The following is a 23,711-nucleotide window of genomic DNA, read 5'->3' on the forward strand; positions in this document are numbered from 1 at the left end:
GTAGATTGCTTCAAGCAACGGGGCAGATCTGTTTTTTCAGATAAATCTGTCCCTTTTTTTTGCCTGATGTGCAAGCGCTCGTAACGTCCGTGAAGAGTTACGGTTATCTGTATATTTGCTCCGTAATTTGTTTTGTAGGAACGAATAAAGTGTTGGTGTAGTAGGCCTTGTATCCATACGCCGTAATACGCACCTTGCAAGGTATGGATGATTGATTAGCCAGACGCGGTCGAATAGCTTCGTAATCATTCAGGTCGTGCTGCGTTCCGTCCGCTCTCGTGTTGTAGAAAACAAGCTCGGAATAAAATCCAAAATTTGATTTGAATTCGCTGTCTGTCGCTACCAGGCCTTCAGCCCTCATGCTGATCGAATGCTCCGGCGAAAAATTCATATCCCCATCTAAAGAGCAGGTCAGTGTCGGGGTAAGCTGATTGGCGTTTTCGTAAGCATTGAAGGCGTTGGCTAGGTCCACTGTTGAGCTGAAATTTATTATTAGAAGATTTTTTGGCCCTGTTTCAACTGACGACAAAGTTAGATCTGCTGGTGGAATACTCGCTGTTCTTACACAGCCGGCGCTGAGGAGAATGCTCAGGTAGATGAAAGCACGATATAAATTCATTGGCCAAAAATTCCATTGATGGAATCAAATATCAGATCGAGGGCTGATTTTTTTTCTTGAACGGGTTGAATGAACATCCAGTCTGCTGACGCGTGATGGATGTCGATAGTTTTGTTCATGGTGGGGCCTGATTTTATGTTCCAGCGCTCTCCGAAGTCAGCGACTCCGTCAGAAGAATCGGGCTTGCTGGAGTTAGCTCGAATATTTATCCAGGTCTCAGCGACAGGTTGTGGTTCTGACATATAGATATCTGACCCTAGCCATACCCAAAAGCCTTCGCCGACAGGGTCTAGCGTCACCAGGAACTTAACGGTGTACCCGGCTTCAGACAGAATTTTAGATAAATGTGCACCATTCCACCCGCCCAAACTATGGCCGACAATATAGACCGGACTTGATTTGCTGGGTATTTTATCAATGAAGTTGGTTTTGATGTCTCCGGTGCCTCTGGCGTCGTTATAGCCTCTCGCCCAACTCTCGTATTTTGGTTTCAGTTTTGCAACTGGACTTATTCTGTTGTCGAGAAGAGTTCTTGCGGCATCGATGTTGTGGTAGGCACCTTGGAAGTAATATTTCTCTTGGTCTGCAGCGCCGCCAATAAAAAATACGATTGCTTTCTTTTCCGGAACTGGAACTGCTTTGACTGTTGCGTCATTTGCAGCCGTCAATTTTTTCGTAGTTGCCAAGCTAGCGGTATTGCCGTTCGGAAGAACAATTTGCTCTGCAGGCATCTTTTAGTCTTCCAGGAAAAGTTTGATTGTTTCCGCAATGTGCGAACTCACCATGTGAGTAAATCCCATCGAGTCACTGACACCATGCTCCAGGCTGCCATCTTCACGTTGAATGGCGTAACCATGGTTGGGCATTGGTTCGCCCGTTGTTCCGTCGATTAGCTTGATCTTGTCGTTGAAATGGACAGGCATTGGCATCAAACCGCTAAAAGGTGCTGATACAAAGGTGTCGCCGATGATGACTGTTCCTGAACCTCCGACAACGATGTTGCCGTGACCTCCGGTGCTGTCTTTTGTCGCGGCGTTCAATCCGTTGATGAAAACTGTGCTGCTTATGCCACCGGTAATTGGGCTGCCACATGCAGATTTATCGGTCATTCGGGCGGCAGCGAGGCCGTCGAAGAACACGTCGGGGGAACCGCTGACAATTGGATTCGTTCCATGTCCTGGAAGTGGGCAACTGGTGGGATCTGAGACGCGAGCAGCGGGTTTTCCACTCATAAGAAGTTCCGTTTCGAAATGTCAGTCGTAGGCGCCGGCGGTTGTAGAGCGGGCGCAGGGAATCAAAAAAGCGTTTGCTAGTTTTGAGTTTTCAGCAACTCGACTAGGTTGCGAGGGCCTTGGGCTTCAAATTGCGGAGGAGCAAATGAGGAAAGGGGCGCGGAGGCGCTTCCATACGAGGGGCTGGCATAAGAATAAGTTGTCCGTGAAAAATCGTCGTGAAGAATGCCCGAGGTGAATGTCCCGTTCAACGATATTTTTTACGGATTCTCATGTTTTTCTTTTTGGGGGCTGAGACCTGCTCGCCGTGCGTGTAAGCACGCTGCTGCCCTTATCAGATTCAAACAGGGCGAAATGCCAAACTGTGAAGATCGATTTCGGCATGCGCTCCCAGTTCGCCCTTGTAGAGACATATACCAGCGACCTTCAGCTCGGATTGTAGAAACTCAACGAGCTCTCTGAGTCTGGCGTTCGCGGACATGTTCGTTGGACGAATCACAGTAGCTTTACCGGGTTCGTCATCGTAGGTTCTGATCAGAAAGACATCTTCTTCTTTCTGTATGACGTAATTAAAACCACGGTAATCATATCCAGCATCGTGGTCGGTATCGTCAAAGCGAGTAACTGTTACTATTTTCATAATAAAGTCCGTTCAGTTTGATTGACTGCTTCTGGCCGATAGCTGTCCTCAACCCCTAGCCTTTTACAGACGTATAGCCACCTGTCTTGCCTGCGCAATGCCACGGAACCTCTTCGAAAAATCCGCTAGCGGTCAGTATTGCGCCGAGCTCATAAATTAGTTGCCTATTGAGAGTGGGGTGGTCGGCTTCTCCGAAAGAGCTCCAAGAGTCGCTGTCAATTCGGAAAGTCCCGAACTTACTTTCTAGATGGGAGTGAGATGCCCATATGCCATGTTCAGTGGTGTTGACTGAGAGTCCCAATGGTACTAATACCGTGCGGAGCGCCTCCTGAAACCCAATGTCCGATGGCTGTGGATAGAACTCAACTAGCAGTTTGTTGCTGACATATTCTTCTCTAATCGCGAAAGGGTACATGACCGTCCTATTGAACTATTTCGAGCTCTTTGCACCGTCCGTGAAAATTTAACGAGGTACAAGACATTGGTTAGGTTACGAAGCCATCGACAACATGTCTAGAAACAGGAGTCGTTAGCGCCTCTGCCAACACACGTTCGCTTCTGGCCGATTTTTGCCTATCCGTAAGGGCTGCAACCGACCCGAAGCAATCAGTCGACCTGGGGACATAATTTGGGTGGTGTGTACCAGTGGACTGCAGATTCGATATGAACGTGTTTTTGCTTTTGAGGCGTGAAGGGCGTGTCGAGCGTCCCCAGTGCTATCGAAACCCAGTCGGCAAATTCGCCTTGAGATCGTGACCAGAACAACGTTGAACCACAGTGCGCGCAGAACTCGCGTAACACTGTCTCTGAGGACGCATAGGTTTTGATGCTGGTGGCGCCGCCAAGTATCTGTAGCGCGTTGCGGGGAACGCTGCCATACGAAGCGAATGCTGCCCCGTGACCTTTGCGACACTGACTGCAATGACAATGACTCACTGCTTTTGGTGGAGTGAGTAGCTCGTAACTGACTACTGCGCATAGGCAGCTTCCTTGGTATACCTCTGTCATGCGCCCAACCCTGCACGTGAAAACACGTTAGCTTAACCATCTCAATCAAGACAGTCGACCGACCGCTTCTGGCCGAAATCTGCCTGTTATCCAAAGAGCCCGGATCGACCACTCGCAATGGCGCTTGCTCATTTCTCCGACCAAGGGGCGCTGGACAGTGCCGCGCCAAAATGCAGAAAAGTGCAACGGCCGGGATCGAAGCACTGACATGATGCCAGTAGCCATGATGTCTGATTCCCTCGAAGTGGCCGTTATTCGCCGCAAGCAATCCTGAACCGCAACGTATCCACCTCAGCCATGGCGTTGTTCTTGAAATAGCCTCAGTGCGAGGCAGGTAGCTCAGACCAGCCGAGCACCGCCGTCGATGTTTAGCGTGGCGCCGTTCATAAAGGTGTTGGTCATCAGGAAAACGGTAGCGGCGCCTGCTTCAGCGGCGGTGCCGATACGATGCAACGGTAGCGCTTGCTCCCATGCGTTTACGTACGCATCGCGCCCTTCACCGAGGGCTTTGCTAAAAATGGGGGTGTCGATCGGGCCTGGGGACAGGGTGTTCACGCGGATCGGCGCCAGCTCCAGGGCCAGTCCACGTGCCAGCGCTTCCATTGCCGCCGATGCCGAAGCGATCACAGCGGTGCCATGGGCGTTGGGCCGGTCGGCCAGACAGCCAGAGATAAAGACGATGGAGCCGTCCCTGGACAGTCGATTCCCCAGCGCGCGGATGGCGTGCAACGAAGCCCATATGCGCTCTTCGAACGCCCGACGCAGGTAGTCGATGTCAGCGTCCAGCACCTTGCCCGCCACAAATGTGCCGGCGAGTAGAACCAGATGATCCACGTGAGGGATGTCCGCCAAGGCCGCGTAGACGGCATCGCCGTGGGTGACATCAGCGGCGCGCCAGCCGGCGAGCCCATGTTCTGTCGCCGCTCGTTCGGCTCGCTCGGCATTGGAACCGATCACGGTCACCGATGCCCCGGCGGCTTTGGCTTGAATCGCAGCGGCTAAACCGATGCCGGATGTGCCACCGAAAATCACTACCGTACGTCCTTCAAGTTTAGCGGGTAGCTGCTGGGTAAAAGCCGTTTGGATGGTGGTGGAATGGCTCATGGTCGATCTCCTTGACTGCCTGAATGACGTCGTTGGGCAAAGACTAGAGATAAGAGTCAACATTGATAATCAGGCCATAAGTCGCTTTACTAGTGCCATGAAGGAACAAATAGGATTAGACCGCCTTACCGGTCTTATTGCCTTTGCCCGCGCTGCCTCTTTAGGCAGCTACACCGCTGCAGCACGCGATTTATCTGTGTCGCCGTCCGCTATCAGCAAAAGCGTGCAACGCCTTGAGCAGCATTTCGAGCTGCGTTTATTCAACCGCACCACACGGTCGTTGACCCTGACGCCTGAAGGCCAGGATCTTTACGAACGGGCGCAACGAATTTTGCGCGAGGTGGAGGACATTGAGCAGGCCGCAGTGGCCTCGCGCGCCGAGCCCTCCGGCATCTTGAAAGTGACCGCGCCGCCGCCTATCGGGCTGAACATATTGGCGCCGGCGATTCCCAGATTTCGCGAGCGCTATCCCAAGCTCGCCATCGATCTGCGCCTGGGCGATCAGTTTGTGGACATGGTTGCGCAAGGTATCGATGTGGCTGTGCGCGTGGGCAACCTGGCCGATTCGCGGCTTATCTCCCGCACGCTGGGGCCGCATCGAATCTGTGCTTTCGCCTCTCCAGCGTATTTAGCCAAACGTGGCACACCCTTGGAACTCAGCGACCTTGCCGACCACGACTGCGTGAATTTTCGCTATCAGAGTTCGGGCCAAGCCCTGCGTTGGCCATTCAACGTGGGGGACCAAATGGTGGAGATAGTGCCCGACGCCTCCATCATCATCGACGCCAGCGACGCGGTTGCCGCAGTGCTTGCAGCTGGCGGTGGCATTGGCATTTCGCCCACCTACGTCGCCGCGCCCTATGTTGCACGGGGAGAACTGAAGCCGCTATTTCCACGGTTCGCAGTCGACCGTTCCTCCATCACGGCCTTGTGGCCAGAGAGCCGCCGGGGCAGCCCGAATGTGAAGGCGTTTGTAGGCTTCCTGAACGAGCTGTTTTCCAGCCCTACTGCGTGGGACGAGATCGTAGCGAAGGCGTAGAGCCGGGTTTCTTTGTGAAGCAATGCTGGACGTCCGCTTCTGGTCGAAGCGGTCGCTTGTAAGCGGTAGCAATTGGCCAACAGTCGCACGTCAGAAATGCCCCTCTTCATATCAACACGCCAACGCCAGGCAAATACATCCGTCAGAGAAGAAGATCTGCAACGGGCTCCATGACGACTTCCGGATAGGACTGAGCGATAGACTCACTCATAACCTTCAAAGCGCGAGCATCAAGAGGTTCTCTGTTAAAGGCTTCATCGCGGTGTGCAATGCTCGGCCACGCCGCGTAGCTGTACCACAATCCATCAGCAGCACGGTGGAGCCGCGATCCGAGAGAGCCTCTCTGTATCAGCTGCTCAGATACTGAAGTCCAGGCTTCCTTGAAAGCCTCTTCTTTACCAGCGTGCAGCTTCCATCGATATAAAACAGCGATGCTGGATAGACTCATAATTTGAAGTACCTCCTTAAGCTCATTTTGAACAACTGCTTCGAGCTGATTGCTGCCTGTTATGAATAGTGGATACCGCTCCGGAGCCATCATTCACAATCTGCAGTGCACTTAACCTGAAATACCAATGGCAGCCATCTTGTTCTAGATCGATGGCGACTCCGACATCTCCACCAGCAGTTGCCCGAATGCATTGGCCGCAGGCGTTTTCCCAGTGGCGCTCCATATCAGTCTGAAATCAGCATCGAGCAGCGCTGGCAGGCCATATTGTCCGTCGATCACCACCATGCCGGGCTCTAGATCGCCCAGCGGCAGGGCGGTGACGGCCAGCCCGGCCAACACCGCTGCTCGCAGTCCTTGCTGACTTGGAGAGGTAAATGCCACTCGCCAATCAACGCTGGAATGCTCCAATGCCTCGACGGCGACTTGGCGGTGTACGCAGGGCGCTGGTGCGAACGCCAGCGGCAAGGGAGAGTCGTCGGCAAAGTCGAAACTCTGCGCCGCAGCCCAGACAAACCGGGTTTCGCGCAGCACAGATCCGCCCGCCGGACTGCCCGCCAATGCCATGACCACGGCCAGATCGAGCCCATCGGCATCGACCAGCGAACGCAGATCGAGGTAAGTGCCAACGGTTACATCCAGGCGTACGGCAGGAAATTGTCTGGCGAACCGAGCCAACAAGGGCGGCAGGCCGTCACCGACAAAGTTTGCCGGCACGCCGAAGCGTACGGCCCCGGATACCGATGACCCCTGGAAACGCCGGGACAGGGCGTCTTGCGCTTTGAGGACGTGTTCGGCATGGCGCAGAAAATCTTCGCCATCTTCTGTCAGCGTCAAACGTCGGGTGGTACGCACCAGCAGCGTGGTGCTTGCCTGTTCTTCCAGACGGCGGATCTGATGACTGATCGCTGACTGACTCAAGTGCAGCCGCTCGGCGGCCCGAGTGAAACTACCGGTTTCCTTGATTGCAACAAAAGCACGCAATAGAGCGGGATCGAAGTCCATTTAGCCAACTCATGACGAATATTAATAAAACTTACGAAATTAAATCATTTCTGTCATTTTTTAATTACTTCCAGAATGCGCCCGGTCACTTGGAGTTATGTCTGGTGACGCTGGCGATGCTGTCCTGTCTGCCCCCTGACGGTGTTCAGCGTGGTCTTGCCGATGCCTATCAACTCGATCTGGAAGATCACCATGCAGTTCTCTTCTTCACAAAAAGATGTTTTCACAATAGCCGCCGTTTGCCTCGCCTCGCTGATGTTCGGGCTGGAAATCTCAAGCGTGCCGGCAATCCTGCCCACGCTTGAGTCGGTTCTGCGCAGCGATTTCAAAGATATGCAGTGGATCATGAATGCCTACACCATCGCCTGCACCACGGTGTTGATGGCCACCGGGACATTGGCCGATCGGTATGGGCGCAAGCGAGTGTTTGTCATCAGCCTTGTGCTGTTCGGCATAACTTCCTTGGGCTGTGGATTGGCAAACGACGTCAATGTGCTAATCGCCAGCCGCTTCCTGCAGGGCATGGCTGGCGGTGCCATGTTGATCTGTCAGGTGGCCGTTCTGTCTCACCGATTCCAGTCGGGAGCTGCGCGCGGCAAAGCGTTCAGTGCCTGGGGGATCGTGTTCGGCATTGGCTTGGGATTCGGTCCGATTATCGGGTCTGTTATCGCGGCGTTGTCGAGTTGGGAATGGGTGTTCCTGGTGCATGCGCCCATTGCGCTGCTGGCGCTGTCGCTGGTGATTGCTGGTGTCGATGAATCTCGCGATCCGCAGCGTCGCAGGCTGGATGTATTGGGCATTGTTTCGCTGTCACTGGCAGTGTTGGGTCTTTCCTGGTTTATCACTCAGGGAGCGGGGGTGGGTTTTTCCAACGCTTTGGCGATCGCCAGCCTGATTGTGGCAATGGTCAGCTTCATCGTTTTTGTCGTTGCGCAGCGACGCAATGCTGATCCCATGTTCGATTTTTCGGTATTGCGCATCCGCCGCTTTTCGGGTGCTTTGCTCGGGTCGGCAGGTATGAATTTCAGCTTCTGGCCATTCATGATCTACCTGCCTCTGTACTTTCAAAATGGCCTGGGCTACGCCAGTGTCGGCACCGGTTTGGCGCTGCTGGCTTACACGCTGCCAACGCTGGTTATCCCGCCGCTAGGCGAACGACTGGCGATCCGCTACCGACCTGACACAGTGATCCCGGCAGGTTTGTTCGTCATAGGCTTGGGGTTCCTGCTGATGAAATGGGGTAGCAGTGTCACCGACGCCAGTTGGCTGACGATGCTTCCTGGCTGCTTGATCGCCGGGATCGGACTAGGGCTGACCAACACGCCTGTTACCAACACCACCACCGGATCGGTGCCGAGTGAACGGGCGGGCATGGCTTCGGGCATTGATATCAGCGCTCGTATGATCAGTCTCGCAATCAACATCGCACTGATGGGCTTCATCCTGGTGGAAGGCATTCTGTTTTCATTGCGTAGCCAGTTACCGGGCCCGTCCGATGATGGGCAACTGAGGCTGCTGGCTGAGAGTATTTCAGCGGGCAACGCTGCGGGGGTGGCGCAGACTGGTCAGTGGACGACGATTCCTGTTGATGTCGCTAATGCAGCTTTGGCGAATGGGTTTGGCTGGGTGATGTTGTATGGAGGCATTGCTGCGTGGATGTTGGTTGTGGCGTGCTATTGGGTGTTTCGTTCTGGCAAGGTTGTTCAATCTCAGTAGAGTGACTGGCAGGCGAAGGACTGCTTTGATTGAAAGCTGCCGTACCTGGCTGACAGCTTTCGACCCAAAGCGGGCATTTGAATATCTGGTCGCTCACGCAAAGGATAAGCTCGTAAGATGTGTGCTTCATTGCTGATAAGGAAATCGCCATGTCACCGAACAAGGCTTGCCCCGTCATCCTCTCCAGTATTCCTGGCGCACACATCCTGCTGTTCCGCCATCCAATAGCAGGCGTACAACTGGTCAAAGGGACTATCGAGAAAGGTGAAACTCCAGCTCAGGCCGCTATGCGTGAATTAAGCGAAGAATCAGGCATAGCAGCCGTCTCGGTTGTCAGCGATATAGGTTGTTGGGACGCCGGGCATCTCGACCAGATATGGTCATTTCAACTGTGTTTCACGCAGGCACCTTTGCCGAAGCAATGGACTCATCACACGCTCGATGACCATGGCCATACATTCAGCTTTTTTTGGGCTCCGCTCGATGATTTGCCGTTTGCCGACTGTCACCCGATCTTCCGTCGAGCATTGCGGTACCTGACGGTCAAACTGACAGCGAAAGGTTACGTATTGGCTCAAGATCAAAGCAGAAACATATCATCCGAAGCGCCGACTTGATGTTCGCCAGCGGCTTTCGAACGTCTGCTCCTGGCCGATAGCAGTAGTTTGAAAATGGCCGCTTTCGACCAGTTACGCACACTCAATTTCCATGCTCGGACTCTCCTGCTGCAACCGACAGGATCGCCCCATATGCTTCACTCTCCGGGACATAACAAACAAAGCTTTCACTGGCGTCCCTTTGCACCCAAAGGCGTCCACAGTTCTGGCATTCGTAGACAGTCGACGCTCGGTGAATGTAGTGGCTGGATATCCGGCCTTCCAGTTCGTCAGCGGCGCTGCACCAGTGTGCGAACTCGCCGAATGCCCGAGCTACCGCAGTCTTGTCACCGGACTCCGCAGCCTCTACCAAGGGTTTGAGTTCACGGTGCACCTCATCCCAAAATCCATTTTCTGCCTCGTCGCGAAGCAGACTCGCTTTATAGGGCGAACTGTCAGTCTGATCGACAATTACATGCCCGCATCTGCAACCCAATTTGCTCATTCGCGGTTCAATTCCTTGAATTTCGACGATGTCGTTTAATGGTGGACAAGTCTTTGGCAAAAAGCTCGACTCGGCCAGGGAGGACTAATGACGCTGGTATAAAACAATTTCTCCACGCTGCATCCATTTCAGCGTCTGCTCCGTAAATTCAATACCTTCACTCGAAGGGTCGAAGAATCAAGGAGACGCATCATGCACACTTTCTTCAAACGCATCGCCGTTACCTGCCTTACAGTGCTGAGCCTTGGCATTGGACTCAGCTTCGCCGCCAGCAGTGTGATGGTTGGTGGCGCAGCCATGTATCCAACGAAAACCATTGTCGAAAATGCGGTCAACTCCAAGGATCACACTACGCTCGTCGCAGCGGTAAAGGCTGCCGGACTGGTTGATACCCTCAACAGTAAAGGACCATTCACCGTCTTCGCCCCCACCAATGAGGCTTTCGCCAAATTGCCCGCCGGAACTGTCGATATGCTGGTCAAGCCAGAGCACAAAGCAGATCTGACTAAAATCTTGACTTACCACGTCGTGCCCGGCACTCATACTGCCAAACAGTTGATGGATGAGGCCAAAATGCACGACGGCAAAGTCGTGCTGAAAACCGTCCAGGGAGAGTCGCTGACCGTGATGCTGCACGATGGCAAGCTATGGTTGGTTGATGCCAAAGGAGGCAAGGCTGCCATTAACATCGCTGACGTCATGCAATCCAACGGCGTAATTCATGTAATCGATACGGTGCTGATGCCGAATTGATTTTAACGGTTCAGGCGGACGCGCTTCAGAGTGTCCGCCACAGGTTGGAAGTGATTCACCCAGCGCCATCCGCTGAGTTACATCCCGGCTCGAACCACAGCCTGAAGTAGCTAGGGCGCAAAGCCCTAGCAGACTGGAAATGCTACTTTTTCTTTTTCGCCGGTTTTTCTGCCTTATCTGATTTCTTCGCTTTTTCAGGTTTGCTATCAGCTTTTTTTGCGGACTTTTTTGGTTCAGCATCTTTTTTCTTGTCTTTCTTATCCGAAGATTTCGAAAGGGCCGAAGCCGCAGCAGCTTTCTTCGTCGGTGAGGACTTTTTGTCTTTCAACTCCTTGCTGGCTTTGGATGTTTCACCTTTGCTTTTTTTCTCGTCTTTAGCCACGTTGACCACCTCTCGGAGCATGCCGGTATTGGCAGATCGCCTGTGGGATTATCCATAGGCTAATCATTAGGCGAGCGTGCCCAACAGCGGTTCAAATTCTTTTGCTGCGTATCGATAGGAGTGGGGGCGCCCTTGAGCGCCGAGATGAGCTTGAACGTGCTCGCCTACAACCTGAAAAGGGTCATGAAAATCATCGGCACCACTGGCTTGATGAAAGCGTTAACGGCGTAAAAGCCGGTTTTTTTACCCCGGCCAAATGACTTATAAAGGCTGCTGAGCTGTTTTAACTGTTCTTGAAAGCGTCGTGACCTTGATCAGTTTGCGAAACGTGAGCACGGTCTCCTAGCGTCGAAGATAGAAAACCCAATCTGACGTTTTTACACACTCTGGGCCATATGCGGTCATTCGCTACAACGCCTATGATCGATACTGGAGGCAACAACCTCTCGCGCCAAAGCTCTATTTGAGAGGATTCCCTACGCAGAAAAGGGCGATCGGAAAAAGGGGCCGTTCAAGACACAAAGCTTCCTTCATCTTAATGTCGTCAAAACCCATCACGACTACACCGCCAAGACCAGCTGCGGTGACCGCCAAATATATATTTTGAACGGATGCTCCAGCTTCGAAATCAACGTAGCGTGCGCCCCTTAGACCGTCCGCTTGTTGAGCCGAGAAATGATCTATTGCGAGCCCTCGTTCAGCGACGATAGCGATAACGGCAGGTGCGTCTTCCAACCACTTTTCATCGCCTAAAGCCGCTGAGTTCAGCAATCCAATTTCGATCGGATCTGCGATATGGGAGAGCTTTCCTAACTGGGAATCGTATGTGTATACCCCAGGGGCGAGCCCTTCTACTTGACGCACGATCACCCGCAATACAAGTGGATGCAGAGCGTGCGCCGATGGTGCGGTTCGCCGTCCGTCCGTAGAAGTACACCCCTGTCCGGCATAAAGGAATGTCTCCAGAACAGCCAGGCTCAGCGGCTTTTCACTGAAAGATCTAACACTTCGTCTAGTGGACAGAAGGTCTTTGAGCAGCACAGTGTGTTGGGTATCCATCAACGTTCATCCATGCGAGTTTGTGCTGACAGTAGCAGAGGCACGAACTCCAACCAGGGAAAAATTTCCTTGGTTGAATCCTCTTAGCTAGTAAGCATGGCGTCTTCAAGGTTACTCGGCGCGGCTGATCATGATCGCGAAGTGTGCAACCCAAAGCGGGCATTGGTGATAGGCAGCAATCGGCCAGTAGCTGCCTGTCGCGATGGGCTGCGATTGGCTACAAGCTGCCGGTAATCATGAGGTGCGAAAGCAGTAATATTCGGTCGGTGAAGTGAGATGCGTGGAGGCTAGATGTGTAGTAGCCTAACGCCACTCAGTTGGTTCACCCGACTCAGGTTCCTGGCGGCCTCATGTTGATTCGTGCGGTCGATCAAAAAAGGGGCTATGCAATGTCGATTGGGTTAGTGAAGTATAAAAATTAATAGCCTATAGTTTGACTAAATTTAAAGTGCGTTACTCAAAGGACGGAGATCATGGAAAAAACATGCTATTACTGCAAGGCCCCATCTAAAACATTGGAGCACGTACCTCCAAAATGCTTATTTCCGAAAGGTACAAAAAAGAATTACAGAGTTAACTTGATGAAGGTTCCCTCTTGTGATCTGCATAACTCCAATAAGTCTGGCGATGATCAGTATATGATGGTCTATTTTGCAGCTCGCGCGAAAGGGCTTGATTACGAAAAGCTCCGTCCGCATATCGATAAAACCATCAGAACTATAATTCGAAAGCCGCATTTTCTACGCGAGTATACTGATCAGATAACCATCACTACCGAAGTTGATAGTCAGGCTAGAACATCAGGTATTGACTGGTATGACCCTAAAAACCACGTCGAGCTAAAAAGTAACTATGAGCGAATCGGTAATTTTCTAGCAGCTGTTGCTCGAGGTGCTCTTTTTTATGATAAGGGCGTTCAGTGGAGTGGCGCTGTATTTGTTATGCCACATTTTCTAGGAATCTTAGAAACAGATGACGGGGTTAGTTTAACGAAAGTTAATGAGCTGCTTATAGATCCTGATTTTTCAACTGGCGATAATCAAGAGATTTTCTTTTACAGAACTGAGAGCCATGAGGGTGGTAAAATAGCGCATGTTGTAGATATGTGCTTCTACAATGAGATGAAGGCAACATGTCTATTCATGCCAAGAGAGATGCGTTCACAGATCGAAGAGCAGTTCGGCACAGTTAATTTTGTACGCTGGGTTGACTTTGAACCTCCAGCTTAACGGCACACTTCAAGCACAGATAAGGGCGTCCGTCAGATAAAGTCAATGCACACGTTAGGTTCAACCTCGAATCACTAAACCCGGTCACTCGGGTTTCAGCGACCGAGCACCCTGAGAGATACTCAACCAAGTGCACAAGCCGGTAGATTCTGACGCAAGTTTAGGCAATGGTGCAGGGTGCCGTGCTCGCTGCTTCACGCCTTGGGACTGGAATCATCAATCCCGTTTTTCCTGATCAGTCAGGTGAGTCGTCAGGCAAGGTTGGATGCAATGGTGGTCTGATTCAAGTTTTACACTAGCAGCAGAATTTATAATGAAACTAGAAAATATTAATTCAAACGTGGTTGATTTTAATTTCGGCACTACCGTTTTGGATTTGCAAAAGCGTGCAATGCGCGCGCGCAAGTCCAGAACTGTGATTGCAGCAGGCATGCTGGCTATTGTAACAGTTGCAGTTGTAGCAATATTTTCGTTAAATACTCGTCCGGCGATGGCATGGCAGACTATCGCAGAAAGTATATCCGCCAAGCGACCCCAAGATCCTAGCCTCTTTATGCAAACAACCACGGGTCTCCTGGATAAAGCCTATCCAGACGGGTTGGTCTATTTGGGTAAGCGTCTAGATGGTTCAGAAGAGAAGACGCCGATGGTGTCTCCTGAAGAGAGGGCTGTTTATTTAAATGAAGTAAATACTTTAGTAGGATTCTACGAGCGCGCGGAGGCAGCTTACAAAAACAAAGCCCCCGAGAATACGAACGTCGGCAACGACTTAATTACATCTGTATCATCAATCGCCTTCACATTTGGAGCAATCGCTTTTTTTGTTTTAGGAATTCAAATTGGAATGTCTTTCCTTAGGTATTACGCACGGTTGGCGGAGCTTTACGACTCCCAAGCAAGTGCACTAATGATGTCGAATGGCGATCCCGACAAAGCTGTAAAGTTTTTCGAAATATTTTCACCCATGGACGTTTCTTTTGGAAAAGCTCCCGCTAGCTTATACGAACGGGCCATTGAGGTTATTGCTAACACTAAGGATAAAGCGCAATAAATAATATTAAGAGGTTTTGAAGGCTTGATCATAGATGGCTTCCGAAGATCTAGGACTCTCGGGGCAGGTCTTGTCGTTTTCTCTCTTTTGTCGTTGTCGAGACTCTTTCATTCGGCACAGCTCACTCAAGAGGGTTCTCGTTGGGAAGAAGAAGGTTATGTGAAAAAAATTGCATAAAATATCACGACATTTCTGCCATCTACTTACAGCAAAAACCTACAGGAGATATTCGTGTCAATCAAAAACAATAAGAAGCGTTTTCTGCGATACGAGCTTGGCTTGCTCAGTCTTAACGCTGCGCTATCCACCAGAAATGGTGAAGCTCCAGTGTACGCAAAAGGAGTCGGGTTCCATCAGCGAACCAAAGAAAAAAAAGTTTTTCGAGGATTTCTTGAAAAGCTGGAGCACATATACGCGAAGGGGAATGTGACAGAAAAACAGCACATTGAGTTTATTCAAAAAACCGCAGACGACATATCAGAAGTACTTGGAAATAAATTACATAATGGAAGATTCAGGATCGGCGTCGCTCAAAAACTCATCAATTTGCACCTGAAATACCTATGGGCAACCGGTCATATTGGAGAGCCTCCACATTGTCCAATCGACGGGATTGTTCGGGATAAAGCAAAGATCTCCTATGACTGGACAACGAGTGACTCAATCAAAGCCTATGCGCAAGCTGTCCAAGATTTGAAGAAAGTGGCTAGCACGCGAACTCTGTCCGTTTGGGAACTTGAAGAGTTTCGTCGGAGAGATGAACAGTAGTTTTTAACCATTCTTTGAAGTGGATATGCCCTCTCGGGCCCGTCGCTTAACTTAGGTGTGAGTGACCGCTTTTGGCCGATTGTGTTGAAAAAGTCGGCTTGCCCAAAACGCTCGAATACTGATGGGTGAAAAGACCTTTTTTGCACGCTGCTACGTGAAATCCGAGTCCTGAACCTACTGCCAAAAATTCAGATTTCAATCTCAGACGCGTACTTTTCTGCCGTGGAATTCGAAGTCGATTTTTTCAACAGAATCGGCCGCTAGCGGTCTGTCGCTAAGAACAGAACGTGATCGGTCCCGGCCCACACTAGGCAGGAGAGATGCGCCCAGCGGCCTCGGCTCGTTCCGTCAATTCAATATACTTACGTTCAGCTACCCCTTCAGTCCTCTCAAAGACTTCCAGATTTGGATCAAGCATCCTTAGATATTCACGGCATTTGCTCTCAGTGAATTTCGCCCCGTTCTCATAGACATCCTTAGCAAAGGCCGAGGCATCTGCCTCACATTGCTCCAGAAACTCCTGATGGCTTCCTAGAAAATTAGTGAGCATGGTTTGCAACTCTGGCTCAAGCCGATTGTTAACTTCTGCTTTGTGAATCAGCGATTTGTTGTTCTGGATCGATCTAGCCCAAGACGACCGAGTTTTTTCCGCTTTTGTAAGTACCTCTTGGCGCAAACTGAAAAGGTCCTTTGCCCGAGACCGGTAGAATCCGATCACGTTGAACAAGAAACTGAAGGCCGAAACCGCGAGAGCGATCCATGACACGAGTGACGTTGTACCCATGCTTCACCTCTAGACGACTGACGCCGCACTGATTCTAGCCAGATTACAACGGACTAATCATTTTGAACTCTAAGAATTCGTTTCGGGGAGCCTATTTGGCGAGAATGGGCGAACGCCTTCGACCCAAAGCGGACACTTTGGCTCAATGTTGGCTCAGGCATCCGGTCCTTCTTGCTGTGTTCCCCTGGCGATCACTAGCCATTTCTCTCTATCAGGCCAGTGTGTTGAATGAAGGAGTGGCAGAGGTACGGCCTGTACCGTAACGAATTTGTGAGCCTTCGCAGTCATCTGGCAGTATCGATCATCCCCCAAAATCGCCATACTCGTATACGCCTTGAGCCCACTCCATGCGTCACTTTGAATATAGGAAAGCAGGTCATACGGAATGAAATTTCTCGACGATATAATGCAGTCAATCTCTGGAAACACGAAAACAAAGGTTGAAGATCCATTTATTGGCGCATTCATAGGGGCATGGATAGTCTGCAACTGGAGTCATTTGGCAATCCTAATATGGGGCGACGGAACCGCCACAGAACGAATTAATGCTCTTGGTAAGTACTTTAAAGAGACCGACACAATTGGATTAAATACAATACTTATAATCCCTTTATGTATGGCGCTGCTATTCTTGTTTGCTTTCCCTTGGGCATCACTCGCGCTGAAGTCGATACAAAAATTTGCAAATGAACGTTTGCACCAGCAAGCCATATCAATCGAAGTCGGCAAGGTTAAGCAACAGGAAATATTGAATAAACAAAAGCTGCTAGCAGATCCTGACAAGAAATTTTTAGAGCAAAACGTCCAATTAGACATTGACCGCCGAAAAGAAACAATCGAACAATTGAGGCTCAGGAGTGTAAGGCTAAAAGAAAAAGCCGAAGCGGCAATAGCGGTATCGGAAGCGGCTACAGCCTCAGCGGCGGAAGCCAAAAGCCGAGCGAATCAAGCTGAGCTAGAAGAAGAGAAAAAACAGAAAAATGCTGCACTTGAACGACAACGGTTCAATGTGGCAAGTGCTCAGCTAAAATCAGCACAGGCATCAAATCGTTTCCCATCATCTTACAGCTTCATGCTGGCAATCGAAGAAAGCCTGAAAGCAGATGGTGTTCAATTATCTCTAGCTGGACTAGGTGAGATCGTAGCGATGATTTTTGGCTACAAAGACTTTCACTCCTTAGTCCACGACGAAAATTTTAACAATGAAAAGCTATCACAAGTGTCATACATCTACTACGACCCTAAAGAGTTTGCGTCAAGCCTCGAAACGATTGTGCAAGACGACGGAACCGACAACGAGAACCTAGGGCCCGACCTTCTATTTGATCATGTGATATCAGTCTTCGAAGATCTAGAATATAAATTACTCACCGAGGATCAAGTAGAAGAGGTTTGTAGAGATATCTGCGAAAGTCTTAAGTATGATTTGCTTAATGGTGATGAGTTCTCAAGGCCCATCGCAGAATCTGACACTATCTTTGACGAAATTGAAATCGGCGAATTGGACTCTATTACATTTGATGATGGCTTGAATGTTACTTTTACTGGTTCAGCAAGCGGCTCTCATAGACGGGATGATGATGTTCCCGGTCGGGATATTGGATTCAATATCGAAATTAAAAATACTGTGCTGCTCGGCACCAGAGCTTTAGGCAAATTTGAGCTTGGTGAAGTGTCAGCAAGCTTGATTGACTACGATTATGAGGGCGAAGACGAAGGTGATGCACCTTAGATAACACGCAATTCACTCAAGGCAGCTAGGGGCATTCCGTGAGAATCCCCTGCGACTTTGCCTTCGGTAAGTGACCGCTTTTGGCCGATTTCTGCCGTTCGAGACAAGCAGCAATCGGCCAATTACGTACGTTTGAGTCTCGCTCCGCTCAGCCCCCGAGGTTGAATCTACTTATATAGGCCAAAAAAGGCGCCAAATTGGCGCCTTAACATTATTAAGTGATTTTGATCACAACCTTCCCCAGTGCTCCCCTGGCGAGATGCTCATAAGCTTCTCGAGCTTTCTCAAACGGATATACCTGATCGATCACGGGACGAATCTTGTGTTCGTTGAGGAAAGCGTTCATCCGGTCGAATGATGAGCGCGGCGCCACGGCGATGCCGCGAATGGTCGTCTGGCGAAAAATGAGTGGCATCAGATTGAGCTCAACGGTTTGCCCAGTCAAAAAGCCGATCTGTGCAATGCGCCCCGATGCCTTGGTTGCTGCGATTGATTGATTGATGCCGCTGCCGCCGGCCACATCGAGTAGCAGATCCACACCCTTGCCTTCGGTCAGCTTCAGCACTTCGTCCGCCCATTTCGGAGTCGTTCTGTAATTGATGCCCGCCACGGCTCCCAGCCCCTTCACGGTTTGCAGATTCTGGTCGCTACTCGACGTGGCGATTACCGTCGCGCCAAGCGCAGTAGCGATCTGCACGGCAAATATCGACACACCTCCAGTGCCTTGAACCAATACGGTCTGGCCCGGCTGGATTTGTCCAAAGTCCACCAGCGAATACCAGGCCGTGAGCGCAGCAATAGGAAGTGTTGCCGCCTCTTCGTCGCTCATGTTGTCAGGAGCACCGACGGCGCTGTCCTCATGGATGATCATGTATTCGGCCAAACCGCCGGGCAATGGCGAACCGAAGCAGTAATCGGGTTCGTTCGGACCTGGCTCGCCGTCCAGCCAACGTGAGTAAAGATGCGAGTTAACGCGATCACCGACTTTAAAACGCGTGACGTTGTCTCCGACCGCTACCACCGTACCGGCTGCATCGCTGACCGGGATCAGCGGTTTGGGTACCATGTGCGGTTCATAAATGCCGTCAACGATAGCCTTGTCGCGAAAGTTGAGCGAGACAGCACCGACCTTGACAAGCAACTCGCCAGCCTTTGGTTGCGGGGTCGCTACCTCTCCCAATTGCAGGTTGTCGAGTCCGAAATCTTTCAATAACCAAGCTTTCATTGAGAATCTCCAAATACACGTCAATGGCCTCGAACCAGAGTCGGTTCTGCCTTGTGTGCATTTTCCGTTTTTGACGGTGCGCAATAAATGCGTGGAAAAAGACATGATTGTTCTATCCTTGGACAACAATCACCGTTCAACTTCCTGAGTCAGGCCGGGTTCATAGGAAAGCGTCATGGAATTGCTTCAATCGATGCGATTGTTCGCCAGGCTTGCCGAACTCGGCAGTTTTACCAAAGCCGCCGAATCGCTAGACATAGGGCGACCTCAGGTCACTCGGTATATCCAGGAGTTGGAGACGTCATTGGGCGTGCGCCTGTTCCAGCGAACCACGAGAAAGGTGGCACTCACCGCCGAGGGCGAGAGGTTCTACGAGCGGGTACAGGAAATTTTGGCGGGTATTTCTGCTGCTACCACGATGTTCGACCGCTCCGGGGCCACGCTCGCCGGCCGACTTCGCGTCGATATTCCGACCGCGTTCGCGCAAATGGAATTTATCAAAAGCCTTAAAGAATTCACCGCCTCCTATCCTGGTATCAACATGGTTCTAGGCGTAACTGACCGGGCTGTCGACCTGATCGGTGAAGGCATCGACTGTGCGTTGCGTATCGGCGACTTGCCGGATTCAACCTTGATCGCACGTCCTATCGCGATGGCGACCATGGTGACGTGTGCCGCACCCGATTATCTGCACGAGCATGGAGAACCCGAGACACTCGAAGATCTGGCCTCCCATCGAGGCGTCAACTTCTTATCCGGTCAGAGCAACAGGACATTGCCTTGGCATTTCTCGGTAAAAGGTCGGGATCGAGCGTTTTTGAGTAACGCTGGCATCACAGTCACCGAGTCGAATGCGTACGTTCAGTGCGGCGTGTCGGGCTTCGGAATAATCCAGGCGCCAGGGATTACCGTGGCCGAGCATTTGGAAAGTCGCGGTTTAGTTGAAATTTTAAAACCCTATCGGCCAGCGCCTCGCCCTGTGTCGGTACTGTACCCAAGCAGGACGCATCTGGCACCGCAGGTCCAGGTTTTTATTGAGTGGCTGCAAGAGCGATTTCCGCAGCTTCATTCTGACTGGCTGCAACCATAGCGATCATTACCCGCCCCAACCCTGCCTTCATCGCTTCGAGGTTGTCGACAACAATCAGCACATTGTCCGAGGGGCATATCCGTCCCTCCGATTTGCTCAGCTATACGCCGGCACATCTTCCTGATGTGACAGCGGCTGCGCCGCCAGGTGCGGAGATTCGCCGAAGAACTCGATCAGCAGTTCGGTGAGCACGCGTATTTTCCGGGCGGGATGCGGACCTGGCGGGCGAATGACGTAGGCACCGGCCGGAGGGGGCGGATGGTTTGTCATGATCGGCACCAGTGCGCCTGATGCCACGTGTTCATGGGTGAGGCAGTCGGGCAGGTAGGCGACGCCAAGGCCTGCGGTCGCGGCGGCGGCGAGGGCGGTGCCGTTGTCGGCCTTGAAGCGTCCTTGCGGACGAATCGTGATGATTTTGTCGCCGTCCATGAATTGCCAGGCCTCGGTGCCCTGCAGAAGCGCCTGATGGTCGACCAGTTCGTCCGGCGTCTCGGGTGCACCGTGCGCCTTGATGTAGTCCTTGCTCGCGACGAGTTTGGTGTAGACCGGGCCAATGCGCCTTGCGATCAGATTGGAGTCTTTCAGATAGCCCACCCGAATGGCGCAATCATAGCCCTCGGTGATGAGGTCAACGAAGCGATCGCTGTAGCAAGTCTGCATATGCAACTGAGGGTGGCGGCGTGCCATTTCCGCCAGCACTGGTGCGAAGTGAGTCGGGCCAAACGACAGCGGGACGGCCACGCGCAGGCGGCCGCGAAGGGCGCCAGCAGGCAGGATCGTTTCCTTCGCGATGTCGATCTCGTTGCAGACTCTGGCGGCGTAGTCCCGGAATGTCGCGCCGGCCTCAGTGAGTGCCGAACCGCGAGTGGAGCGTGCCAGCAGTTGCACGCCCAGTTCGCTTTCAAGCCGGGCCAGGCGGCGACTGACGATCGATTTCGATACGCCAAGACGCAGTGCAGCCTGCGAAATACCCCCGGCATCAGCCACTTCCACGAAGGTCTGTAGTTCTTCGATATCCATGCTTGCGTTCCCCTTTGCGCGACACAGCACATCGCACAATGCTACTACTGCCTCGAACATGGGAACAGCACAATGGATTTTCCAGGCACAGCATCCTTCGCTTGTGCCCTGGAATCCATTACCCGCACGGGCTCCGGCCCTTTCACAAACGTGCGTCACCCATAAAAAGGATTTGCCAATGGCAAGCGAGACTCTCCGCAATCCCCACACCGACCAACTACTGACCCCGGAAAACTCGGCGTTGATCATCATCGATTATCAGCCTGTTCAGGTTTCCTCGATCCGCTCGATGCCGCGCGACGAACTGGTCTTCAACATCACCAGCGTCGCCAGGGCGGCGGTCAACTACAACCTTCCGATCATCCACTCGACCGTCAATGTAGCAACCGGCCGCAACAAGCCGCCGATTCAGGAGCTGCAAGAGGTGCTCAGCCACCTGCCGACCTATGATCGCACCTCGATCAACAGTTGGGAGGACACGGAATTCAAACAGGCGGTCAAGGCGCTTGGGCGTAAGAAACTCATCATGACTGCGCTCTGGACCGAAGCCTGTCTGACATTCCCGGTGCTCGACGCTATCCAGGAAGGCTATGAAGTGTATGTGCCGGTCGATGCGGTCGGCGGTACATCGCTCGCTGCGCATGAGGCGGCGTTGCGCAGAATGGAACAGGCTGGTGCGAAGCTCATCAGCCGGGTGCAGATGTACTGCGAACTGCAGCGCGACTGGGCGCGAGAAGTGACCGTGCCGGGTTTTATGGGCGTATTCGAGAACTTTGACGGGTTCAACGCTGAAAAGGCTCTGGAGGAGGCAGGCAAGAAGGCCTGATTAGAGGGCCGTCGATGAAGGTAGTGCTCGCAAAAGCGGGCGCTGCCTTTATTTTTTTGCAGTGAATGAGCCGGAGGTTTTGGCACGCCCGGGCACCGATGTACAAGGCTGCCGTGCCGCGGAGAATGTAAGGTCGATTTCTGCCTGTCGAGAGTGTGGGGCGCCGATCGGAGTGTAGCGATCAACCAACTCCAAACGCTGCTACTGATGCTTTACTGCATTAAGGCAAGCGGGTGGCAGTCATCATTGGCTAGTCTGTTTTTATCCTCACGGACGCGATACCCCTGGGCGATCCGGGCTCGATTCGTTTGGTGACGCTACGCTAACTCGTGATGGAAGGGCGCCAACATGAACACAGCAATACTCAAGATCAAACATGAAGTCCTGAAAGTACTTCCGCCGACCCTGTTTTTTTTCGTCATTCTGCACATCGTTGCCCTGATTCGTGAGCTGATGATCAAGGGCACGGGGATAGATCTTCCGGTTTCGGCGTCGGTGCTGATCGCCTCCCTCATACTCGGCAAGTCGGTGTTAATCGCGGATATGCTGCCCTTCATAAACAGGTTTCCTGACAAACCGCTGATTTGGAATGTCAGCTGGAAGACACTCATGTATGCCGTGGTCGCGCTTGTTGTTCATTATCTGGAGCAACTGTACGAATACTGGAAAGAGGCACACAGCATCATAGGTGCGAACTCTCTACTTTTTTCTTCATTGAACTTTCCTCGTTTTTGGGCGGTACAGATTCTGCTCATCACGTTGATATTCATGTATTGCGTGATCGCAGAATTGGCGCGCGTCATCGGGCCCGCCCGGCTCAAGGTGATGTTCGTGGGCCCGCTTCCGCCGGTGCAACGCTGAACGCTCTGTGGTAATCGGCGTGCCGTCTACCACAGAGCGCCTACCGTCTACTCCGTCGGCACAACGTTATCCAGCGCCTGATTCACCGCCAATTCCCCCAGCATCACCACTTGCGCAATACCTTGTAGCGTCTTGCGGGTCGGCCCCTCCATCAGCGCCACCAAATCCCCGAGCATTACCGACGCTGAACCCAGTGATTCACTGGCGTTCGCCAGTAATTCTTCGGTCGCGGTTTTTGGGTTGGCGAGGAACATGGCGTTGGGTTCGTAGGGTTTGGCCATGATTTGGGCAGTGGGGTTGAGGTAGTGGTCGAGGGCGCGTTCGGCGGCTTCGTTGAGTTTTCTGGAATCGAGGGATTCGTAGGGGGAGGCTGGATCGGTTTCGGGCGGGTTGGGTGTGACTTTGAACATAGTGACGCTCCACATGTGGCTAAGGGAACCATCACTCTCGCTACCAAACGAAGGGTGGTGGCCATACGAAGGTTGGTAGACCGGCACACATGGAAAAACCGGCGCGCTCGAAAGCGCCCTGCGCATGGCCACCATTAAGACAAATGCCAAAAAAGCATCTGCATAAGGTGACGCTATGCGCCACATGTAGAGGCGGGCTACCAAACCCGATCGCTGTTTTTCAGCGACCAGCCAACGATAGAACCCGGGCCCAAGGCGCACAAGCCGGCGGATTCTGGCGTAGTCGTAGGTAATGGCGCAAGGCGTTGTAGGCTGGATGACGTAACAGTGGGTGTCTTTAAACGGTGGTGGGGAATTGATTAAACAGGCCTTGTTGGGGGCGCGGGATTTTGATTTTTTTCTGAAAATCGGGGGCCGCTGCGCGACCCAACGGGGACAAGTCCCCTCACCACAGTGACGGTGTTTTTTCAGTTTTATGTTTGTTGGATTCTGGGGTTGGTGATGATGTTGCAACTGTGAGTTTGGTGTGGGGGTTGAGGTTATTCATGTGCATTTTGGACACAGTGTTTGTCCGGGCGACCGATTTTTGCCAGCAGCCACAACCCCTAA

General features: G+C 52.1%; 26 protein-coding genes. 11 read left to right on the forward strand and 15 right to left on the reverse strand.

The annotated features are described in order from the left end of the window. Positions 1–103: 103 nt before the first annotated feature. From ACTWLJ_RS19520 to ACTWLJ_RS19545, 6 genes are all read right to left on the reverse strand, one after another. Positions 104–619: a hypothetical protein gene (locus tag ACTWLJ_RS19520; protein ID WP_445178061.1), complete on the reverse strand. Its 516-nt coding sequence runs from the start codon at positions 617–619 to the stop codon at positions 104–106. Then, the gene (locus ACTWLJ_RS19525; RefSeq protein ID WP_445178062.1) at positions 616–1,350 is read right to left on the reverse strand and encodes an alpha/beta hydrolase; all 735 of its coding nucleotides are present in this window, start codon (positions 1,348–1,350) and stop codon (positions 616–618) included. Before ACTWLJ_RS19525 ends, ACTWLJ_RS19520 begins: the two co-directional genes overlap by 4 nt. Before the next feature lie 3 nt (positions 1,351–1,353). Then, positions 1,354–1,851: a PAAR domain-containing protein gene (locus tag ACTWLJ_RS19530; RefSeq protein ID WP_445178063.1), complete on the reverse strand. Its 498-nt coding sequence runs from the start codon at positions 1,849–1,851 to the stop codon at positions 1,354–1,356. A 340-nt stretch (positions 1,852–2,191) separates the two neighbouring features. Continuing rightward, a complete protein-coding gene (locus ACTWLJ_RS19535; protein WP_445178064.1) occupies positions 2,192–2,491 on the reverse strand; it encodes a hypothetical protein in 300 nt (99 codons plus the stop codon). Positions 2,492–3,097: 606 nt separating this feature from the next. Beyond that, positions 3,098–3,499 carry a GFA family protein gene (locus tag ACTWLJ_RS19540; RefSeq protein WP_445178065.1) on the reverse strand — a complete coding sequence of 134 codons (402 nt, stop codon included), beginning with the start codon at positions 3,497–3,499 and terminating at the stop codon, positions 3,098–3,100. A gap of 339 nt (positions 3,500–3,838) precedes the next feature. Next, on the reverse strand, positions 3,839–4,603 hold the full coding sequence (locus tag ACTWLJ_RS19545; protein WP_445178066.1) for an SDR family oxidoreductase: 765 nt from the start codon (positions 4,601–4,603) through the stop codon (positions 3,839–3,841). A 97-nt stretch (positions 4,604–4,700) separates the two neighbouring features. Here ACTWLJ_RS19545 and ACTWLJ_RS19550 point away from each other — a divergent pair, with 97 nt between their 5' ends. Then, positions 4,701–5,642 carry a LysR family transcriptional regulator gene (locus ACTWLJ_RS19550; protein WP_445181379.1) on the forward strand — a complete coding sequence of 314 codons (942 nt, stop codon included), beginning with the start codon at positions 4,701–4,703 and terminating at the stop codon, positions 5,640–5,642. 142 nt (positions 5,643–5,784) lie between these two features. Here ACTWLJ_RS19550 and ACTWLJ_RS19555 read toward each other — a convergent pair whose 3' ends face one another. Further along, positions 5,785–6,183: a hypothetical protein gene (locus ACTWLJ_RS19555; RefSeq protein ID WP_445178067.1), complete on the reverse strand. Its 399-nt coding sequence runs from the start codon at positions 6,181–6,183 to the stop codon at positions 5,785–5,787. Positions 6,184–6,234: 51 nt separating this feature from the next. Further along, a complete protein-coding gene (locus ACTWLJ_RS19560) occupies positions 6,235–7,095 on the reverse strand; it encodes a LysR family transcriptional regulator (protein ID WP_445178068.1) in 861 nt (286 codons plus the stop codon). Between the two features lie 192 nt (positions 7,096–7,287). Here ACTWLJ_RS19560 and ACTWLJ_RS19565 point away from each other — a divergent pair, with 192 nt between their 5' ends. Beyond that, positions 7,288–8,811 (forward strand): MFS transporter, encoded by a 1,524-nt coding sequence (locus tag ACTWLJ_RS19565; RefSeq protein WP_445178069.1) that lies wholly within the window; start codon positions 7,288–7,290, stop codon positions 8,809–8,811. A 149-nt stretch (positions 8,812–8,960) separates the two neighbouring features. Next, positions 8,961–9,428, forward strand: coding sequence for an NUDIX hydrolase (locus tag ACTWLJ_RS19570; RefSeq protein WP_445178070.1), 468 nt, complete (start codon positions 8,961–8,963; stop codon positions 9,426–9,428). Between the two features lie 82 nt (positions 9,429–9,510). Here ACTWLJ_RS19570 and ACTWLJ_RS19575 read toward each other — a convergent pair whose 3' ends face one another. Continuing rightward, positions 9,511–9,912 (reverse strand): hypothetical protein, encoded by a 402-nt coding sequence (locus tag ACTWLJ_RS19575; protein WP_445178071.1) that lies wholly within the window; start codon positions 9,910–9,912, stop codon positions 9,511–9,513. A gap of 192 nt (positions 9,913–10,104) precedes the next feature. On the opposite strand from ACTWLJ_RS19575, the gene ACTWLJ_RS19580 reads away from it, so the two are divergent. Next, the gene (locus ACTWLJ_RS19580) at positions 10,105–10,665 is read left to right on the forward strand and encodes a fasciclin domain-containing protein (RefSeq protein WP_445178072.1); all 561 of its coding nucleotides are present in this window, start codon (positions 10,105–10,107) and stop codon (positions 10,663–10,665) included. A gap of 142 nt (positions 10,666–10,807) precedes the next feature. Here the strand turns inward: ACTWLJ_RS19580 and ACTWLJ_RS19585 are convergent, their stop codons facing one another. Further along, a complete protein-coding gene (locus ACTWLJ_RS19585) occupies positions 10,808–11,056 on the reverse strand; it encodes a hypothetical protein (protein ID WP_445181380.1) in 249 nt (82 codons plus the stop codon). A 450-nt stretch (positions 11,057–11,506) separates the two neighbouring features. Next, positions 11,507–12,106: a SagB/ThcOx family dehydrogenase gene (locus tag ACTWLJ_RS19590; RefSeq protein ID WP_445178073.1), complete on the reverse strand. Its 600-nt coding sequence runs from the start codon at positions 12,104–12,106 to the stop codon at positions 11,507–11,509. Between the two features lie 473 nt (positions 12,107–12,579). Here ACTWLJ_RS19590 and ACTWLJ_RS19595 point away from each other — a divergent pair, with 473 nt between their 5' ends. The 3 genes from ACTWLJ_RS19595 to ACTWLJ_RS19605 all read left to right on the forward strand — a co-directional run bounded on the left by ACTWLJ_RS19595 (position 12,580) and on the right by ACTWLJ_RS19605 (position 15,154). Next, entirely contained in the window at positions 12,580–13,335 is a 756-nt protein-coding gene (locus ACTWLJ_RS19595; RefSeq protein ID WP_445178074.1) for a hypothetical protein, read from the forward strand. Positions 13,336–13,600: 265 nt separating this feature from the next. After that, a complete protein-coding gene (locus tag ACTWLJ_RS19600) occupies positions 13,601–14,386 on the forward strand; it encodes a hypothetical protein (protein WP_130925950.1) in 786 nt (261 codons plus the stop codon). A 231-nt stretch (positions 14,387–14,617) separates the two neighbouring features. Further along, complete coding sequence (locus tag ACTWLJ_RS19605) at positions 14,618–15,154, forward strand: hypothetical protein (protein ID WP_445178075.1); 537 nt, start codon at positions 14,618–14,620, stop codon at positions 15,152–15,154. A gap of 307 nt (positions 15,155–15,461) precedes the next feature. On the opposite strand, the gene ACTWLJ_RS19610 is transcribed toward ACTWLJ_RS19605, so the two are convergent. Then, the gene (locus ACTWLJ_RS19610) at positions 15,462–15,938 is read right to left on the reverse strand and encodes a hypothetical protein (RefSeq protein WP_445178076.1); all 477 of its coding nucleotides are present in this window, start codon (positions 15,936–15,938) and stop codon (positions 15,462–15,464) included. Positions 15,939–16,323: 385 nt separating this feature from the next. On the opposite strand from ACTWLJ_RS19610, the gene ACTWLJ_RS19615 reads away from it, so the two are divergent. Beyond that, the gene (locus tag ACTWLJ_RS19615) at positions 16,324–17,670 is read left to right on the forward strand and encodes a hypothetical protein (RefSeq protein WP_445178077.1); all 1,347 of its coding nucleotides are present in this window, start codon (positions 16,324–16,326) and stop codon (positions 17,668–17,670) included. 214 nt (positions 17,671–17,884) lie between these two features. Here the strand turns inward: ACTWLJ_RS19615 and ACTWLJ_RS19620 are convergent, their stop codons facing one another. Next, positions 17,885–18,895, reverse strand: coding sequence for a zinc-dependent alcohol dehydrogenase family protein (locus tag ACTWLJ_RS19620; RefSeq protein WP_445178078.1), 1,011 nt, complete (start codon positions 18,893–18,895; stop codon positions 17,885–17,887). Positions 18,896–19,070: 175 nt separating this feature from the next. On the opposite strand from ACTWLJ_RS19620, the gene ACTWLJ_RS19625 reads away from it, so the two are divergent. Next, positions 19,071–19,985, forward strand: a complete 915-nt coding sequence (locus ACTWLJ_RS19625) for a LysR family transcriptional regulator (RefSeq protein WP_445178079.1) — start codon at positions 19,071–19,073, stop codon at positions 19,983–19,985. Positions 19,986–20,081: 96 nt separating this feature from the next. On the opposite strand, the gene ACTWLJ_RS19630 is transcribed toward ACTWLJ_RS19625, so the two are convergent. Next, on the reverse strand, positions 20,082–21,005 hold the full coding sequence (locus ACTWLJ_RS19630; protein WP_445178080.1) for a LysR family transcriptional regulator: 924 nt from the start codon (positions 21,003–21,005) through the stop codon (positions 20,082–20,084). 178 nt (positions 21,006–21,183) lie between these two features. On the opposite strand from ACTWLJ_RS19630, the gene ACTWLJ_RS19635 reads away from it, so the two are divergent. Beyond that, positions 21,184–21,831, forward strand: coding sequence for a hydrolase (locus tag ACTWLJ_RS19635; protein ID WP_445178081.1), 648 nt, complete (start codon positions 21,184–21,186; stop codon positions 21,829–21,831). A 348-nt stretch (positions 21,832–22,179) separates the two neighbouring features. Beyond that, the gene (locus tag ACTWLJ_RS19640) at positions 22,180–22,692 is read left to right on the forward strand and encodes a hypothetical protein (protein ID WP_401209024.1); all 513 of its coding nucleotides are present in this window, start codon (positions 22,180–22,182) and stop codon (positions 22,690–22,692) included. A 47-nt stretch (positions 22,693–22,739) separates the two neighbouring features. On the opposite strand, the gene ACTWLJ_RS19645 is transcribed toward ACTWLJ_RS19640, so the two are convergent. Then, positions 22,740–23,102 carry a DUF6124 family protein gene (locus ACTWLJ_RS19645; protein ID WP_445178082.1) on the reverse strand — a complete coding sequence of 121 codons (363 nt, stop codon included), beginning with the start codon at positions 23,100–23,102 and terminating at the stop codon, positions 22,740–22,742. Between the last annotated feature and the right edge of the window lie 609 nt (positions 23,103–23,711).

Source organism: Pseudomonas sp. McL0111, assembly GCF_052567255.1.

What these genes read in the sequence shown, in the direction of transcription:
- ACTWLJ_RS19520 (WP_445178061.1), bottom strand. Translation starts at nt 619, where the DNA reads ATGAATTTATATCGTGCTTTCATCTACCTGAGCATTCTCCTCAGCGCC.
- ACTWLJ_RS19525 (WP_445178062.1), bottom strand. Translation starts at nt 1,350, where the DNA reads ATGCCTGCAGAGCAAATTGTTCTTCCGAACGGCAATACCGCTAGCTTG.
- ACTWLJ_RS19530 (WP_445178063.1), bottom strand. Translation starts at nt 1,851, where the DNA reads ATGAGTGGAAAACCCGCTGCTCGCGTCTCAGATCCCACCAGTTGCCCA.
- ACTWLJ_RS19535 (WP_445178064.1), bottom strand. Translation starts at nt 2,491, where the DNA reads ATGAAAATAGTAACAGTTACTCGCTTTGACGATACCGACCACGATGCT.
- ACTWLJ_RS19540 (WP_445178065.1), bottom strand. Translation starts at nt 3,499, where the DNA reads ATGACAGAGGTATACCAAGGAAGCTGCCTATGCGCAGTAGTCAGTTAC.
- ACTWLJ_RS19545 (WP_445178066.1), bottom strand. Translation starts at nt 4,603, where the DNA reads ATGAGCCATTCCACCACCATCCAAACGGCTTTTACCCAGCAGCTACCC.
- ACTWLJ_RS19550 (WP_445181379.1), top strand. Translation starts at nt 4,701, where the DNA reads ATGAAGGAACAAATAGGATTAGACCGCCTTACCGGTCTTATTGCCTTT.
- ACTWLJ_RS19555 (WP_445178067.1), bottom strand. Translation starts at nt 6,183, where the DNA reads ATGATGGCTCCGGAGCGGTATCCACTATTCATAACAGGCAGCAATCAG.
- ACTWLJ_RS19560 (WP_445178068.1), bottom strand. Translation starts at nt 7,095, where the DNA reads ATGGACTTCGATCCCGCTCTATTGCGTGCTTTTGTTGCAATCAAGGAA.
- ACTWLJ_RS19565 (WP_445178069.1), top strand. Translation starts at nt 7,288, where the DNA reads ATGCAGTTCTCTTCTTCACAAAAAGATGTTTTCACAATAGCCGCCGTT.
- ACTWLJ_RS19570 (WP_445178070.1), top strand. Translation starts at nt 8,961, where the DNA reads ATGTCACCGAACAAGGCTTGCCCCGTCATCCTCTCCAGTATTCCTGGC.
- ACTWLJ_RS19575 (WP_445178071.1), bottom strand. Translation starts at nt 9,912, where the DNA reads ATGAGCAAATTGGGTTGCAGATGCGGGCATGTAATTGTCGATCAGACT.
- ACTWLJ_RS19580 (WP_445178072.1), top strand. Translation starts at nt 10,105, where the DNA reads ATGCACACTTTCTTCAAACGCATCGCCGTTACCTGCCTTACAGTGCTG.
- ACTWLJ_RS19590 (WP_445178073.1), bottom strand. Translation starts at nt 12,106, where the DNA reads ATGGATACCCAACACACTGTGCTGCTCAAAGACCTTCTGTCCACTAGA.
- ACTWLJ_RS19595 (WP_445178074.1), top strand. Translation starts at nt 12,580, where the DNA reads ATGGAAAAAACATGCTATTACTGCAAGGCCCCATCTAAAACATTGGAG.
- ACTWLJ_RS19600 (WP_130925950.1), top strand. Translation starts at nt 13,601, where the DNA reads ATGCAATGGTGGTCTGATTCAAGTTTTACACTAGCAGCAGAATTTATA.
- ACTWLJ_RS19610 (WP_445178076.1), bottom strand. Translation starts at nt 15,938, where the DNA reads ATGGGTACAACGTCACTCGTGTCATGGATCGCTCTCGCGGTTTCGGCC.
- ACTWLJ_RS19615 (WP_445178077.1), top strand. Translation starts at nt 16,324, where the DNA reads ATGAAATTTCTCGACGATATAATGCAGTCAATCTCTGGAAACACGAAA.
- ACTWLJ_RS19620 (WP_445178078.1), bottom strand. Translation starts at nt 18,895, where the DNA reads ATGAAAGCTTGGTTATTGAAAGATTTCGGACTCGACAACCTGCAATTG.
- ACTWLJ_RS19625 (WP_445178079.1), top strand. Translation starts at nt 19,071, where the DNA reads ATGGAATTGCTTCAATCGATGCGATTGTTCGCCAGGCTTGCCGAACTC.
- ACTWLJ_RS19630 (WP_445178080.1), bottom strand. Translation starts at nt 21,005, where the DNA reads ATGGATATCGAAGAACTACAGACCTTCGTGGAAGTGGCTGATGCCGGG.
- ACTWLJ_RS19635 (WP_445178081.1), top strand. Translation starts at nt 21,184, where the DNA reads ATGGCAAGCGAGACTCTCCGCAATCCCCACACCGACCAACTACTGACC.
- ACTWLJ_RS19640 (WP_401209024.1), top strand. Translation starts at nt 22,180, where the DNA reads ATGAACACAGCAATACTCAAGATCAAACATGAAGTCCTGAAAGTACTT.
- ACTWLJ_RS19645 (WP_445178082.1), bottom strand. Translation starts at nt 23,102, where the DNA reads ATGTTCAAAGTCACACCCAACCCGCCCGAAACCGATCCAGCCTCCCCC.